Below are 12,542 nucleotides of genomic sequence, written 5' to 3'. Positions count from 1 at the left end.
CTGGCGGCCGCCAATAACGGCCTGGACTACATGTCTGCTCGCGGATTGTGCGACGCCGCTATTCGCGACGCTTTTGACCAGTGCTTCGTTTGGTGGCCCGATTCGAACGGAATAGTGCTCCGCGCAAACGTGGTTCGCACGCTGACGTCAAGCTTCACGGCGACCGTTACGGCCGTCGATGCGGACGGCAATCCGATCCCGCAAGTACCGCCGCCGACGCCGACCCAACACGATGCTTTTCGATTCATCCGAATGTCGCGAACCTCGGAGTACCTTTTTGACTCCTACCGGAACATGTTCCTTGCCTTCGAAGCAATACTCAGCGATATTCGCCCCAGAAAAATCAAGACCAACGGCCGCCTCGAGGGCGAAGGAGAATGGTTCAAAAAGGCGCTACGAGCTGCCGATCAGCACGTGCCGATTGCATCATTAGCGCCCACCGATGCGGCCTCGGCAGTGGAGTGGATCTACAAGAACATGTACGGCGACGAGCGGTCCGGCCTCATGCATGCCAAACAAGGCCAGGAGTACCACTTACCGCAAGATGACAAGAGCCGGCGCCAGCTCGAAACATCATTGGACTCACTGTGGACCTACATCAGCGCGTTGGTGGCTGCACGGTTAGGTGTGTCGCACCAGTCTGGTGGATTTGTCCAGGGCGGATGGGAGCTGCTGACGCAAAATCTCTTCTCCCAAATCAAGATCGTGATATCGGACGACGAGAGTCCGAGGACAGTCGATACGAGATTTGCGCCGACGGGAGGATCGATCGTCGAGTTGGTACCGGGGCCGGTCGTGATGGCAGAACCGTTTCTAGGCACGGTACTCGGAACTCACACGCTTGGCCGCGGTGCGCCAAGGGCGATCCGGAAGATCGGCGCGATGGATGCTGACGGAGTAACTCTAGCGATTTCCGCCCTGTGCGGGACGCTCGAACTGGGTACATCGGTGAAGCGATTCGAGGCACTGGTTGGTTTCAGAAATATCAGCGCCACCGGTCCCCGGACCCATTTTTCCGCCTAACGGAACTCGCCGGTCGAGGCTACGTCAGGTACAGCATCGGTACAGCGGAAGGAACAGCGAGCCAACTCACACGAAGTTGCCGGGCCAGACGCCGAAGGCGGCTAGTCCGTGTCTTGGTCCTCAGCTAGTCCCAGTTTGCTGTTGAGCTTCCGCTTCAACCATTCGTTCGATGTGTCGCGAACGGTTGTCATGTGAGGTCGTCCGAACCAGAAGATGAATGCGGCCCCCGCACTGAAACACGTCAACGTCACGCTCTCGAGACCGCTGGAGTAGCCGATCGCTCCGACGAATCCGGTTCCACTCAATGATGAGATGAGGGATTTGATCGATTCGGGGACCGACCCGTACACCGGGATCGGCATCTTCTCCAGCGTCGAGTACAAGTCGCCGGCCAACGTGTTGGCGATACCCGGACTCAGATCGAATGACGCGACAGCCGGATAGACGAATCGGCCGATGACTTCCGCCGGATCGACAACGTAACCTTCGCGGGCAGCCGGCCCCGTTGGATACCTCCCGGAGTCGAGCCGCGCTCCCAAAGAATGCAACCCCACTACGTCAAGTGCAATGTAGGTGATAGGGAATCGATCCTCGGAGAGGGGAGTGAACGATTCCACGTGCTGCGCTAGCTGTTCGACGAATCGGGTGCCGGCTTCATCCATCGCTTGCTGCCGTTCAGCCAGATCACGACCGAGCTCACTGGATTCTTTCGCGAATTCAGCTACCGCCCTTCGGAACCTCTCGTAGCCACTCGGGCCGATTTCAGATTGATCCTCGCCGCCGAAATATTCGAGAGCCAATCGTGTGATTTTTGCCGATTCCAAACGTGCGTATCCTTCGCGCTCGAACCCGGCGCGACCGACAGCGAGCGCAAATTCGAGACTTAACTCTGTAAGTTTGCGCCGGGATTCGAGAACTTCGCCTCGCAATTCTGTCGACCGGCAGAAGACTTCGATATCGATCGATTCTGTTTGCAACAGCACCGAACTGGACATCGACCACGTCTCGGTGACCTCACCGGCCTGTGTGTCATGGAAAACGCCGGTCATCGCAGATCCTCCGTGTAGTTGGTCTTTCGCAGAGTAGAGCACGGCTCGAGACGGCAGGGACAAACACCCACCCGTCCGGGAAAGCGGTTCTACCGCCCCGAGGTCGTCATCGCTGCGGTATCGAAAACACAGATACGAATCCCAGCCCGATGAACGCAGCGCCACCGCGTGCGCACCTGAAACGCGCGACTTAACTTCCGCTGGAAGGCCAGCGTCATTCCTACCACCAGCGCCGGATTTATGAACCAACTCTTATTTGCCGGAAGTCCAGTGACACAGTCCTGGCCGTCCGTGTATTTCCTTCGACCGTGATACGGAAGACGTGTCTTCCTGGGTCGTTGATGGGCACCAGGATATTGACGAAGTAGAAGCGATTTTCGGCGGCGTCGATCGGGACTTCCATCGCGAACAGATCTTCAGGTTCTGCACCGGGGCGTATTAGGTCGATGACGATGTGGCGTAGACGCCCGATGTCATCGTGCCCGGTTTGGGCGATGAGCACGAGATATAGGGGAATCATTTGGGGAAATGAGTCGGTGTGGTAGCTGTCCCAGACTCCGCCGAGCACATCGAGCTTCCCATCGGACGTTCTTGCGTATTCGGCGAAGAAAGCACCGGTGATGATCATGGAGGATTCGGAAGTTTCCAGATCCCATGAGGCTGGATCGTCGTGGCGGGGCGGTTCGCAACGGGTGCGGAACCATTCGGCGGCCATCTCGATGGTGCGGTCCGGTTCGTCGCTGGTCGTGAACAAGTCCTTGGCGACGGCGAGAACGAAGGCTTCTGATTCAACGTCCGGTACATGTGGGACGCGCACTCCGTTGACTCGCAGGAAGACGGTCGCTGCGAGCCATGCGGTCCGTTTATTGCCATCGTGAAAGTACTGGGTGCTACTCAGCCCGTGTAGGTATGCCGCTGCTTTAGTCCACAGGTCAGGAAAGAACTCGTTATTGAAGGATCCAGAGGACGGGCGTCCGATCGCGCCCTCCAGTCCTTCGCGGTCGCGTGTACCGGATCCGGCTCCGCAGTGTGCCTCATTGATGGCGATAATTGAATCAACGCTGAGGTACTCAGTCACTTCGCGAGGCGATCGAGGAGCTGGCCCCAGCGCTGCGCTTCCTCGCGGGCAATCATGGCGACCTTTGCTGAATCTGCATAGATGACGGTGGACGACGGAGTCGCCTCCGTAGCCTCGCTCGTATGCTTGGTCTCCACCATAGAGCCCACGATACAGGTCCGCCGGTCCTCGGCAGGAGGACTTTCACACAATGCATGGCACAACGATGTCAGGCCGTTCCGGACTGATGTCCGGATTCTGTGTGCATTGTTTGAAGGAGTGTCGGCGCATCGCCGAACGCGTATCTCGCTGAAATCGAACGGAACGCGCGAGCACTGATCATCAGCGCTGTCCAACAGGCGCCCCGGGACGTCGTACTCGCGTCGCGCGATTCCCCCGTCTCGCGGAACTTCTCATCGCACCTCACCGCGTAATTGACGCGATATCAAAAGCACCGACCCGAGTCCCGTCCCACGAGTGAGTGCACTCCTGAGAAGCAGGCCGTTTCGTTGACTCTCCGCACTAGCGCTCGGGGCCGTGCTCCCGGTTTCCCGTTCGGGTCTGTTCTCGTTGAGGATCGAGTCGCGAGGGGACTGGAGACGGACCACGCTTCGCTGCTTCGCGTGCGGAAACCGGGAAGTCACCGGCGGCAACCGTTGCAGCATCGCTGCCTGCTTGTTCCGGCGACGACACCGGTTCCATCGTTGTCTTCTCTTCCGACGCCGCCCGTTCGAGCACTGCGACGCTGCCCTCGGATTCGACGTGCTCGACGCCGGCGCGAGGTTGGGGCATCTGACGATGGATCGCTTCGAGTTCCACGCGCGCGGTCATCTCGAGGTCATGCGCCCGACTCAGGTCGCCGGCGGCACGATGTGCGGCGGCGATCGCTTCGACTGTCTTGATGAGTTGGCGCATCAGCAGCGCGTATGACGCGGCCTTGCCGAGTTGCGGACTTGTTTGCATCAAGATCAGGGCCGCACCGCCGGCGGAGACGACGCCTGCCCTCTTCGGTGCGTGCTGATGTGCAGGGATCTGTGAGGATCGAGCGAGTTGTTTCGCAGCGTGAGCAAGGGGTCCTGGTGTGGCTTCGGTGCGGACTGACCATGCGTCGAAAACGCCGGCCGTCCGTCCTGCAGCGCGCGCCCATTGTGCGCGGTCGGTCACGGGAATCGAAGCAAGGTATTTGTTCCAGGCTGCAATGTCTCGGCCGGCTCGTTCGAGCAGTTTCGGGTCGAGCATTTTCGCTTCACGCCCGGGACGCGCAGCGGGACGCTCACGCCGTGCGCTGCGCCATTCGTCGACGGCCTCCGATGATGCCGTCGGGGAGTCTTCCCATTCCTTGCGGAGGCGGGGGAGGGTCAAGTCTTTTGCTAAGTGGCCGCCGCCGTAGAAGATCGGCTTCGCATCGGCTCCGGTTGCGTCACGTTCTGGTCTGACTGCGACCTTGTAGCCGACTACGACGTCATCACGCCCGGAGGCGAAGCGGGGTCTGACGATCAAGCCTTGCCCGCGAAGTCGGCGAACAAATTCCGCTTCGGACTTCGAGGACGTCGCGCAGGCGCGCACGCGGCGGGCGAGGAGATCGCGGTCGAGTTCGGTCTGCCCGTTGCGTACCGCGCGCGCATTCTCGGCGCGGTGGTAGCCGCGTTCGCCGGTCTCGTTCTGACGCGATTCGATAACAGCAAGGCCGTGTTCGCGTTCGATGCGGGCGGCCGCGACGCTGGCTCTTTTCCAGTCGCGGTAGAGGTTGACTTTGGTGCCGTCTTCGCGCACGGCGGATGCGGCGATGTGGATGTGGTCGTTGCCTTTCGCGGACACTCCGTGGCGAACGGCGACCCATCTGGCGGGGCTGCGGCCGGAGGTGTCGGTGAAACCCATTTCGTCCATGAACTCGGTGGCGATCTTGTTCCACTGCTCGTCTGTCAGCTCGCCTTCGTCGGCTTTGAGCGAGAGCGAGCAATGCCAGACATTTCCGTCGCGGTAGGGGTCGATCGGATCGCGGACCTTCTTGCCGTGACTGTCGCGAACGTCTTGGCCGGATTCATCACGAAGGTAGTTCGGGATCTTGATTTCGGTGCCGAACACTTTGCGGGGCTGGTCGATCTGCTTGCCGATCGCGAGAGCGTCGACACCGCTGAGTTCATTGTCGTCGTGCCACGCCATGATCGCGTAGTCGCCAGCCACCAGATGGGGGTCGGTGTGCTCGTTGCTCTTGCCCGGACCGGCGAGGTACGACATCAGCCCGGTGACTTTGGCGCCGCGGGAAATCTTGACGATCACGGCGCGGACATCTCGTCGAGCGTGCCGTGAATCCGGTCGGCCAAACGCCGCACACTGACCAGTGCGCCGTTCAGTTCGGCCGGGATTTCTCCGGTCGCGTTGGTGGCCTTCGCCATCTGGTTGATGTTGATCGAAATCGCCGATAGCAGCCGGAACGCGGAGAACAACTCGCCAGCAAGATCGCGCCGATCGGTCGCAGTTTCACCAGCGTCGGACAGAGCAGACTCGACCATCAGCCGCGCCACAGTGATACGCGCTTCCTGAGCACGGCGCAGCAATTCGGACTCCTCCTCGGGAGTCACCTTCACCACGTGCCTGCCAGCTCGACCGCCCGGCACATTCTCCCGGCGTTCACGACGGAACCGGCGAGGTCGACTGACCTCGTCTTCACTCATGTCCGTCGTGCCTCCCTCCGGCCCAGCGCAGCGCCCCCACCACGTGGGGCTACACGCCAGTGTCTCAGGTCCAGAGCGCAGCGGCAAGACCTGACCCAACTTAGGGCACCTAAGCTACTATCTTGCTCTGCCGGGGCTCAGATTTCGGGGTCACTTCCGTTCTGAGTCTCGTCCCCGAAATCTCAAAAGCGCCAGTACGAGCCTGCGAGTTCCTCCGGTTTCGAATTCGTCCCCATTTGGGGGCTGGTCCCGATTGTGGGTGCCTGAGACGTAGCGGAGCGGAGAGGGAAATCTCGGGCATCCATATGAGGATCGGAGCAGTCCCGATCTGTGGTCGAATCTCGGAGAAGAGAAGATGCGCCGCGCGGAGCGCATCGATACGCAGTTCGGGTGGTTGATGTTGCCCACAGGCGGGCACCGGGGGTTCTCGGCATTGGGCACACACCAGATTCCTCCGCTCCGCGTCTGGTGTGCACACAACGCCGCCCCGGACACCCACCCGTGGACAACGGGCCGGGTGTCCGCGAGTTGCGCTTAGCGCACGCTCAGTGGTGCACGGACGGGCGAGATTTCTCCTACGATGTAGCGCATGAACACGACACCGAACACACCAGACTTCGACGCACTCGACGCAGCTATCAAGGCGGAAGCCGAAGAGAAGATGAAGATCATCCGTGTGGTGGCGGCTGCACACAAGGAGCTGCTCGACACGCGTGAGGAGTTCGCCCGCAAGGATGCCGCCAACGTCGGCAACCTCGATGCCGCGATCAGTGAAGCGCTCCGTGTCGGATTCACCGAAGCGTCGATCAAACAGTGGCGTGTGCCGGCTGCGCGGAAGTCAGCAGCCAAGCGGACGGCGACGAAGAAGCCGGTGACGAAGAAGATCGAAACTTCGCCGGCCGCCTCGCCGGCCGCTGAATCCGGTGAGCAGAAGAGCGCTTAGGACTGCACCCGATGCCCACACCCGTTCTCGGCTCCGGGTCGACGCCGATTACGGCCGTCCGCTCTCAGGTCAAGCGCCTCACTACCGCGTGGTTCCGCCTCGTCCCGGCCCGCACCCAGCTCCGAATCTTCTCGACGGGATCTCTGGGCTTTGCGATCGGCCTCACGGCGCGCGCAGCGAATGACCCCATGGAAGAGAACCTCCGCAAAGCGTTCTTCGCGTGGATCATCTGGGCGACGGTCGCTCTGTCTCCGCCATTCGAACGGGCCCGACAGTCGAATACCCGCTCAGTCGTCCGCTCAGTCGTCCGTTCGCTACGAGTCACCTGGGTGCGATCAATTCGGTGGCTGGGCTTTGTCATGCCTCGCCCGACCTCGCAGATGGTCGGGTGGAAGAAGATCGCGCTGTGGGTTGTATTGGTCCCAGTTCTCGTCGCAGTCGGCCACTATCTGCTCTTCGAATCCGTGGTGAATTTGGAGACCTGGTTCCCTATCACCGATGCGGACGTTATCGCGGCCAGGAAAGAGCGAGAGGACTATTTGCTCCGTGGCGGGTTCTTCACCGCTATGACCGGAGCCTTCCTCCTCGCGGCTGTACCGGAGGAGATCCTGTTCCGGTCCGGTGTGCTCGCCGTTCAACGGTGGAAGCCATCGAATCGGATACTGATTCTGTCGGTGGCATCGGTCATGCTCGTGCTGTTCGCGGGCTGGCACGCGAGCTTCGGGTTCAGCAATGTGGTGTTCTCTTTTGTCGGCGGCGCATTCTTCACCGCACTGGCTCTGTACACCCGTTCGCTCTGGCCCGCGATCGTCGCTCACGGTGTCGGCAATCTGATCAGCGCGGCGCACCTGATCCTCACTTCCTGACCGCTGCACTTGCATCTCGCACACAACGAAAGGCCCAGCCGTGAATGAAAAGAACATTCCCGTGGAACGATCCGCAGTCGAGGCCGCGATGTACCAAGCGACGAAGCATCTGAACGTGATCACCGATGCGGATCTTGCCGCTGTTGTCGAAGGACTGACTGGCGAACCCGTTGCGCGTGCTCAGATCGATTTCGCGTTCCCCGCGCCGGGAACCACGGATCACTTGTTCGATTGATCTTCGGTGCGCCGCATTGCACTGGTGGCGCGCTGGGGAGCTGGCGCAGCGGTTGTTAGGGCTCGATGCCCGAACAACTGCCACCGCATACGGGAGCGGCCCCGACTTCTTCGCGAAGTCGGGGCCGCTGCCGTTTTCAGCTGTCGAGATTGTCGACGCCGACGCCGAAGGATCGCGCTGCGTCGGCGGCGATCGCGTGCAGTTGCGTGGTGACTGCGGCGGGCGAGACTGCGTGCTCGAGTGCGAAGTCGAGCAGGTTGCGCAGTGGGGTGTCGTGTTCGCCGTTGCCGTCGATCACTGCGGCTTGGGCGGCCTCGAGTGCGATGCCGGTACTGGGTCCGTCGCCGCTGATGTAGGAGCAGTACGCCGCGACGGTGAGAATCTGGATGCGGGCGTTGCCGCGTACCTGGCGGGCGATTGTCGCGAACGCATGGGCTGCGGCGTGCTCGTTTCCGTTGGCGGTGAACATCAGGGCATCGCGTGCGGTGGGGCTGATGGTGGCGCACAGTCCGACACGGGCGGCCAGCTCGGCGTCCGGGTTGCCCCGTGTGCGGATGAGTGTCGCGAGTTCGGTGACGGCGTGGCGAACGAAGTCCGGTCCCTGCGCGTGCAGCGCTGCGTGTGCGGTTGCGGTGTCCGCTTCGACGGTGACGGCGTAGCGGGCGGCGATGTCCTCGCGTGAGGCTGCGGTGGTGCGACCTTGTTCGACGGCGTTGTGAATGCTCAACGTTGAGGCGTTCGGGTCTTCGGTGAGTCCGGTCGCGTACGTGTCGAGGTCGGTCCACAACGCTCCGGCTTCGAGCGCGGTGACGTGCAAGGCGAGCATGTCGTGGATTCCGGCGTCACGGAATCCCTGGCGCAGGATCGCGATCTTGTCGAGCGCGATGACTGCGGCGGCGTCTTCGGCGACGGCAACGCAAATCGTGGCGGTGGTGTCGGCGCGTGAGGCAGCTTCGAGGTACGGGGCCGGATCGAATTCGGCGCCCTCGCCTGCGGCGGCGTCGGTCCGCGCGACAAGGGCAATCTGCTTGGTGGTTCGGCCGTCGACGATTTCGTCTTTGAGCATGATCACGATGACCGATGCGGTCGGGATGAATCCGAGCATGGTGGGGATGGAGGCAAGTACCTCGGTGGCGGTGTTCAAACGGATGCGCTGCATGTCGTTCCCCTCGCTGATGAAAGTGACCGGGCCGGGTGCCCCGCCAATTTTTTTCGCCTGCTGGCAAAGGAGAATCGCGTCGGCATGAGGGGGCCGGAGTGCCACCCCTGGGCCGAGAAAATTTCGGCGGGAGCTTGCGAGTGACGAAAATTTCTCGGAGCCATCGGCCGGCGCTTGCGCCGCCAGGGGTTGCGCGCAGGTCACCGCCGACGAGAATCGGAAGGCCAGAAGGAGAACAAAAAGATGCTCTTCATCAGGACGCAGCGAAGCGGAGTTCATTTCGGGGGACACCGAAGGTGGCCGGCCGCCGGGCAGGCGACAACGTAACTGCGGCGATACGCTCGCAGGGTCGGAGTCGAGAACACTGTTTTAGGGGGATCGCGTGAGCTTGAAGGCACGAAAGCTGCTCTGGGCTACGACTGTCGCAATCTTTCTGGTGGCGGCTGTGTTGTCCTATTTCAGTTCGGGACTCGGTTCTGCCGCTTTATGGGTGACGGTGGGCCTTGCACTCGGTGCGTCCGGTTTCGCGGATTTGAAGGTGCAGGCTCGCCGCTAGTAGCGGCGAATGTCCTGGGTGTCACGCTGGTGCCGGGAGCGTGCAGTCACGGCACTCCCACTGACCACCGACGCGGGTACAGGTGCGGCGTTGCTCGCACAGCCAGCACCGTTGATTGCGCCGGGTCAACACCTGCGCTCCGGTCGCGGCGGGTCGTGGGTGTTCGGTGGTCTCGGCGCGCTCTCGCTCGGATACGGGCCTGATCGTGTCGCCGAAGATGCGGCGGCACTGCGAGCAGATTTCTCCGTCCGCGGCCACGATGTTCGAGCATCCCGCGAGAACGCATCCGGTGAACAGCTGCGGATCCACTTCCGTCACTCCTGCCCTCCGGGCGTTCACCATCGGAATCGGATTCCGTGCGGTGCGGCGGCGCGCTCGACTCGGCCGTAAACCCGATTCACGCGTGAGGGTGCGATCTGTCCGGCGTCGTAGGCGCGGCGGGTCGCGACGGCGAGCAGGGCGACGGCTTCGCGGGCGGTCACTTCGTGCGCGAGGGTGAGCCACCCGATTTCCGCTTGCATCCCTACCGCGCTCGTGGCGGCGGTGATCTTTGCGGTCAGTGTCTCGAGGATCTCGGCGGCCGCCATTCCTGAGGGTGTGATCGCGGGGTACGCGGTGTCGATGGTGTTGCTGTACATCGTGTCGGTGCGCAGCTCGTCGGTCGTGGTGCTCATGTCGTTGCCCTTTCGTAGACTTTCGGGTGCGACACCGGGCGGGCTCCTTCCGCCCGGTGTCGCACTGTGTTTGTGGGGTGCTGCCGTCTATGCGGCTGCGGTGTCCTCGGCGGCGTCGGCGTCGGGTTCGAGTGCCTCGGCGAGGGTGTGGACGGTCGCGAGGACTGCGCGGGCGGTGTCGGTGATGACCTCGAGGTCTCCGTTTCCCCATCCGGCGATGTAGCCGATGCTGTAATCGGTGGTGTCGAGTCCGAGCAGTCCGGCGAGGACGTAGGCGACGGATTCGGCTTCGACTTCGGCGCGGCCTCGGTGCAGCTCGGCGGGGTCGATGTCTCCGCTGGCGTGCATGAGCGCGTGGGCGGCTTCGTGAATCATCGTTTTCGCGGCTTGGGCGCCGCTGATCTTGTCGTCGACGATGATGCGGCGTGATCCGTCGAGGCTGGTTCGGCCGTTCGTTTCTCCGGCGATGTGCTCGCGGGTGACGGTCCATCCCTGTTCGGTCATCACCTGCGCGATGCGGGTGTAGATCGCGGCGGAGTCGTCGCCTTGCAGTCGGGTGGTGATGGTTTCGGCGGCTGCTGCGGGGTGTCCTTCGATCGGATCGGTTTGCGCGATGTCGAACACGGACAGGATCGGGAACCGTGCTGCGCGGCGGGTGGTTTCCTCGCCGGTCTCGGTGTCGGTTTCGGTGATCTTCTTGGTCGAGTAGCCGAAAATCTTGATCGACTTTTCGCCCTTGCGGACCTGTCGTCCGAGTTCTTGCCACTTGCGGAATCCGGCGACCTGGCTAGCGTCGGGGGCCTGCGAGAAAATCAACATGACGTTGTTGAAGCTGTACGCGTGGAACGCTGCTGCGGCGGTCAGGTAGGCGGCCCATGCGTCGGTGTCGGTGAGCTGGGCGACCTTCGCGGTGATGCTCTCGTGCAGTGCGGCGGCCTGCTCGCGTCGTGCCGCGCTCTTGTCTGCCGTGGTCTTCGCACCCATAACTTTCAACCTCCGCTGATCCGGTGGCGCCCCCTGCTCGGTGGCCGCCAATTTTTTTGCCCTGCTGGCAAAGGAGAATCGCGTCGGCATGAGGGGGCCGGAGTGCCACCCCTGGGCCGGGAAAATTTCTCTGCGAGCGTGCGAGTGCGGGTTGAGAAAATTTCTCGGAGCCCTCGGGTCGGCATCGCCGCCAGGGGTTGCGTGTAGGTCACCGCCGACGAGAATCGGAAGGCCAGAAGGACAAACAGATCAACGCTTTTCGCTGGTGCGGAGCGCAGCGGAGCTCATTTCGGGGGACACCGGTAGGTGGTCGGCCGCCGGGCAGGCGCCAACACACCGCCGGCGACGGGCCAGGCGTTCGCACCTCCCGCTCGGGTGGCTGGCGGGGTGATTGTGCGGGAGCGACGGAGGCCGGCCACGTGTGGTGTCGCGGTAGCTCTGCTCTCGAGATGAGTTCATTGAAGAGAAACCGTCTATTTAAACCCGCCCTTATTCTAAGAGGGTATATATTTTTGGCCTTTGTTAGTTAATATGCAGTGCCGCCCCCAGCTCGGAGTACCGGCGCATTATTATCGGGGCTGTACGGGCAGCTGAGCGCCGATTCTTGCCGAGTGCATCAAATCGGTCTCGCGACCCCGGAAAGCTCGCAAATTGTCGCTGCGACCTGGTAGGATGTAATCCGTTGCTTCGAAATCTCGGGGCGACAAAGAATCCCGAAAGAATGGACGGCGGCTAGTTTTGTGCGCAAATCCTGAACCGAAGGGAACAATCGTGAACTAACAGAAAGGCTCTATCATGGTTAATGAAAGTACGGTAAATGAAGAAGATGGATCTAGTCGAGAGAATGCGTCTGGACAAAGGACTCGACCTCGTTGGTGGTCGGATGAGTCTTTGGCAACGCGGGTGTGGCGCGGCGATCGGTCCATGCGGGTGATCGGCAAGGCAGCGGATGCCGTTTGGGGTCTGATCAGCGTGGTTTTCCTGCTGATTCGCGTCGTGGGCTGGCTGGGGTATGGGGTTCCTTTTGGGGATCCTGCTGCGCTGGAGGTTGTGAAGTCGGCGGTGTGGATCCCTGGATTCAGGGGTTTGGTGCGTCGGGTGTTGATTGTGGCGTTGGCGTTGCCGCTGATTTTGGTGGGCTGGTTGGTTCGTTGGGTGCGATGAGCGTGAAGGCGCTGTTCGTAGGCCCTTAATCGCAAATGGAGATGAGGATGGTCCGACCCTGAGTCGGGCCATTTCTCGGTCTGAATCGCCCTGGGTTCGGTGGAGACTTCTGGCCTTGGAAACGAGGATGGAAGCATGCCGAATGAACGGGTGTCAG

15 protein-coding genes are annotated in these 12,542 nt (G+C 61.8%); 6 read left to right on the top strand and 9 right to left on the bottom strand.

Annotated elements, in window-relative coordinates:
- Positions 1-30: 30 nt before the first annotated feature.
- The gene (locus tag R4P70_RS30490; protein ID WP_139047438.1) at positions 31-1,023 is read left to right on the top strand and encodes a hypothetical protein; all 993 of its coding nucleotides are present in this window, start codon (positions 31-33) and stop codon (positions 1,021-1,023) included.
- A gap of 101 nt (positions 1,024-1,124) precedes the next feature.
- On the opposite strand, the gene R4P70_RS30485 is transcribed toward R4P70_RS30490, so the two are convergent.
- The 5 genes from R4P70_RS30485 to R4P70_RS30465 all read right to left on the bottom strand — a co-directional run bounded on the left by R4P70_RS30485 (position 1,125) and on the right by R4P70_RS30465 (position 5,804).
- A complete protein-coding gene (locus R4P70_RS30485; protein WP_019750032.1) occupies positions 1,125-2,072 on the bottom strand; it encodes a hypothetical protein in 948 nt (315 codons plus the stop codon).
- A gap of 238 nt (positions 2,073-2,310) precedes the next feature.
- Positions 2,311-3,150, bottom strand: a complete 840-nt coding sequence (locus tag R4P70_RS30480) for a type II toxin-antitoxin system death-on-curing family toxin (RefSeq protein ID WP_019750031.1) — start codon at positions 3,148-3,150, stop codon at positions 2,311-2,313.
- Positions 3,147-3,290 (bottom strand): hypothetical protein, encoded by a 144-nt coding sequence (locus tag R4P70_RS30475; protein WP_317833408.1) that lies wholly within the window; start codon positions 3,288-3,290, stop codon positions 3,147-3,149. Before R4P70_RS30475 ends, R4P70_RS30480 begins: the two co-directional genes overlap by 4 nt.
- A gap of 361 nt (positions 3,291-3,651) precedes the next feature.
- Complete coding sequence (locus R4P70_RS30470) at positions 3,652-5,409, bottom strand: relaxase/mobilization nuclease domain-containing protein (RefSeq protein ID WP_317833406.1); 1,758 nt, start codon at positions 5,407-5,409, stop codon at positions 3,652-3,654.
- Complete coding sequence (locus tag R4P70_RS30465; protein WP_029538901.1) at positions 5,406-5,804, bottom strand: plasmid mobilization protein; 399 nt, start codon at positions 5,802-5,804, stop codon at positions 5,406-5,408. The genes R4P70_RS30470 and R4P70_RS30465 overlap by 4 nt, the downstream gene beginning before the upstream one ends.
- A 589-nt stretch (positions 5,805-6,393) precedes the next feature.
- Between R4P70_RS30465 and R4P70_RS30460 the strand changes: the two genes are divergently transcribed.
- The 3 genes from R4P70_RS30460 to R4P70_RS30450 are packed head-to-tail and all read left to right on the top strand — an operon-like array spanning position 6,394 to position 7,848.
- Positions 6,394-6,747: a hypothetical protein gene (locus tag R4P70_RS30460; RefSeq protein ID WP_019750027.1), complete on the top strand. Its 354-nt coding sequence runs from the start codon at positions 6,394-6,396 to the stop codon at positions 6,745-6,747.
- Positions 6,748-6,758: 11 nt separating this feature from the next.
- A complete protein-coding gene (locus R4P70_RS30455) occupies positions 6,759-7,613 on the top strand; it encodes a CPBP family intramembrane glutamic endopeptidase (RefSeq protein WP_317833403.1) in 855 nt (284 codons plus the stop codon).
- 40 nt (positions 7,614-7,653) lie between these two features.
- A complete protein-coding gene (locus tag R4P70_RS30450; RefSeq protein WP_019750025.1) occupies positions 7,654-7,848 on the top strand; it encodes a hypothetical protein in 195 nt (64 codons plus the stop codon).
- 136 nt (positions 7,849-7,984) lie between these two features.
- Here the strand turns inward: R4P70_RS30450 and R4P70_RS30445 are convergent, their stop codons facing one another.
- Positions 7,985-9,007, bottom strand: a complete 1,023-nt coding sequence (locus tag R4P70_RS30445; RefSeq protein ID WP_317833401.1) for a DUF4192 family protein — start codon at positions 9,005-9,007, stop codon at positions 7,985-7,987.
- Between the two features lie 382 nt (positions 9,008-9,389).
- On the opposite strand from R4P70_RS30445, the gene R4P70_RS30440 reads away from it, so the two are divergent.
- Positions 9,390-9,563: a hypothetical protein gene (locus tag R4P70_RS30440; protein WP_019750023.1), complete on the top strand. Its 174-nt coding sequence runs from the start codon at positions 9,390-9,392 to the stop codon at positions 9,561-9,563.
- A 21-nt stretch (positions 9,564-9,584) separates the two neighbouring features.
- On the opposite strand, the gene R4P70_RS30435 is transcribed toward R4P70_RS30440, so the two are convergent.
- The 3 genes from R4P70_RS30435 to R4P70_RS30425 all read right to left on the bottom strand — a co-directional run bounded on the left by R4P70_RS30435 (position 9,585) and on the right by R4P70_RS30425 (position 11,221).
- Entirely contained in the window at positions 9,585-9,881 is a 297-nt protein-coding gene (locus tag R4P70_RS30435) for a hypothetical protein (RefSeq protein WP_019750022.1), read from the bottom strand.
- 17 nt (positions 9,882-9,898) lie between these two features.
- Positions 9,899-10,237 (bottom strand): hypothetical protein, encoded by a 339-nt coding sequence (locus R4P70_RS30430; protein ID WP_019750021.1) that lies wholly within the window; start codon positions 10,235-10,237, stop codon positions 9,899-9,901.
- Positions 10,238-10,324: 87 nt separating this feature from the next.
- On the bottom strand, positions 10,325-11,221 hold the full coding sequence (locus R4P70_RS30425) for an ArdC-like ssDNA-binding domain-containing protein (RefSeq protein WP_019750020.1): 897 nt from the start codon (positions 11,219-11,221) through the stop codon (positions 10,325-10,327).
- Positions 11,222-12,145: 924 nt separating this feature from the next.
- On the opposite strand from R4P70_RS30425, the gene R4P70_RS30420 reads away from it, so the two are divergent.
- The gene (locus R4P70_RS30420) at positions 12,146-12,385 is read left to right on the top strand and encodes a hypothetical protein (protein ID WP_019750019.1); all 240 of its coding nucleotides are present in this window, start codon (positions 12,146-12,148) and stop codon (positions 12,383-12,385) included.
- The last annotated feature ends 157 nt before the right edge of the window (positions 12,386-12,542 follow it).

The organism is Rhodococcus sp. IEGM 1241, assembly GCF_033142365.1.
Taxonomy (GTDB): Bacteria; Actinomycetota; Actinomycetes; order Mycobacteriales; family Mycobacteriaceae; genus Rhodococcus_F; species Rhodococcus_F erythropolis.
The sequence above is the reverse complement of the archived record's forward strand: the minus strand, read 5'-3'. Positions and strand labels throughout refer to the sequence as shown.

Bases quoted from the DNA above. Each gene is read 5' to 3' on its own strand.
- R4P70_RS30420 (WP_019750019.1), top strand. From the start codon at position 12,146: ATGCGGGTGATCGGCAAGGCAGCGGATGCCGTTTGGGGTCTGATCAGC.
- R4P70_RS30430 (WP_019750021.1), bottom strand. From the start codon at position 10,237: ATGAGCACCACGACCGACGAGCTGCGCACCGACACGATGTACAGCAAC.
- R4P70_RS30425 (WP_019750020.1), bottom strand. From the start codon at position 11,221: ATGGGTGCGAAGACCACGGCAGACAAGAGCGCGGCACGACGCGAGCAG.
- R4P70_RS30460 (WP_019750027.1), top strand. From the start codon at position 6,394: ATGAACACGACACCGAACACACCAGACTTCGACGCACTCGACGCAGCT.
- R4P70_RS30490 (WP_139047438.1), top strand. From the start codon at position 31: ATGTCTGCTCGCGGATTGTGCGACGCCGCTATTCGCGACGCTTTTGAC.
- R4P70_RS30465 (WP_029538901.1), bottom strand. From the start codon at position 5,804: ATGAGTGAAGACGAGGTCAGTCGACCTCGCCGGTTCCGTCGTGAACGC.
- R4P70_RS30485 (WP_019750032.1), bottom strand. From the start codon at position 2,072: ATGACCGGCGTTTTCCATGACACACAGGCCGGTGAGGTCACCGAGACG.
- R4P70_RS30475 (WP_317833408.1), bottom strand. From the start codon at position 3,290: ATGGTGGAGACCAAGCATACGAGCGAGGCTACGGAGGCGACTCCGTCG.
- R4P70_RS30445 (WP_317833401.1), bottom strand. From the start codon at position 9,007: ATGCAGCGCATCCGTTTGAACACCGCCACCGAGGTACTTGCCTCCATC.
- R4P70_RS30455 (WP_317833403.1), top strand. From the start codon at position 6,759: ATGCCCACACCCGTTCTCGGCTCCGGGTCGACGCCGATTACGGCCGTC.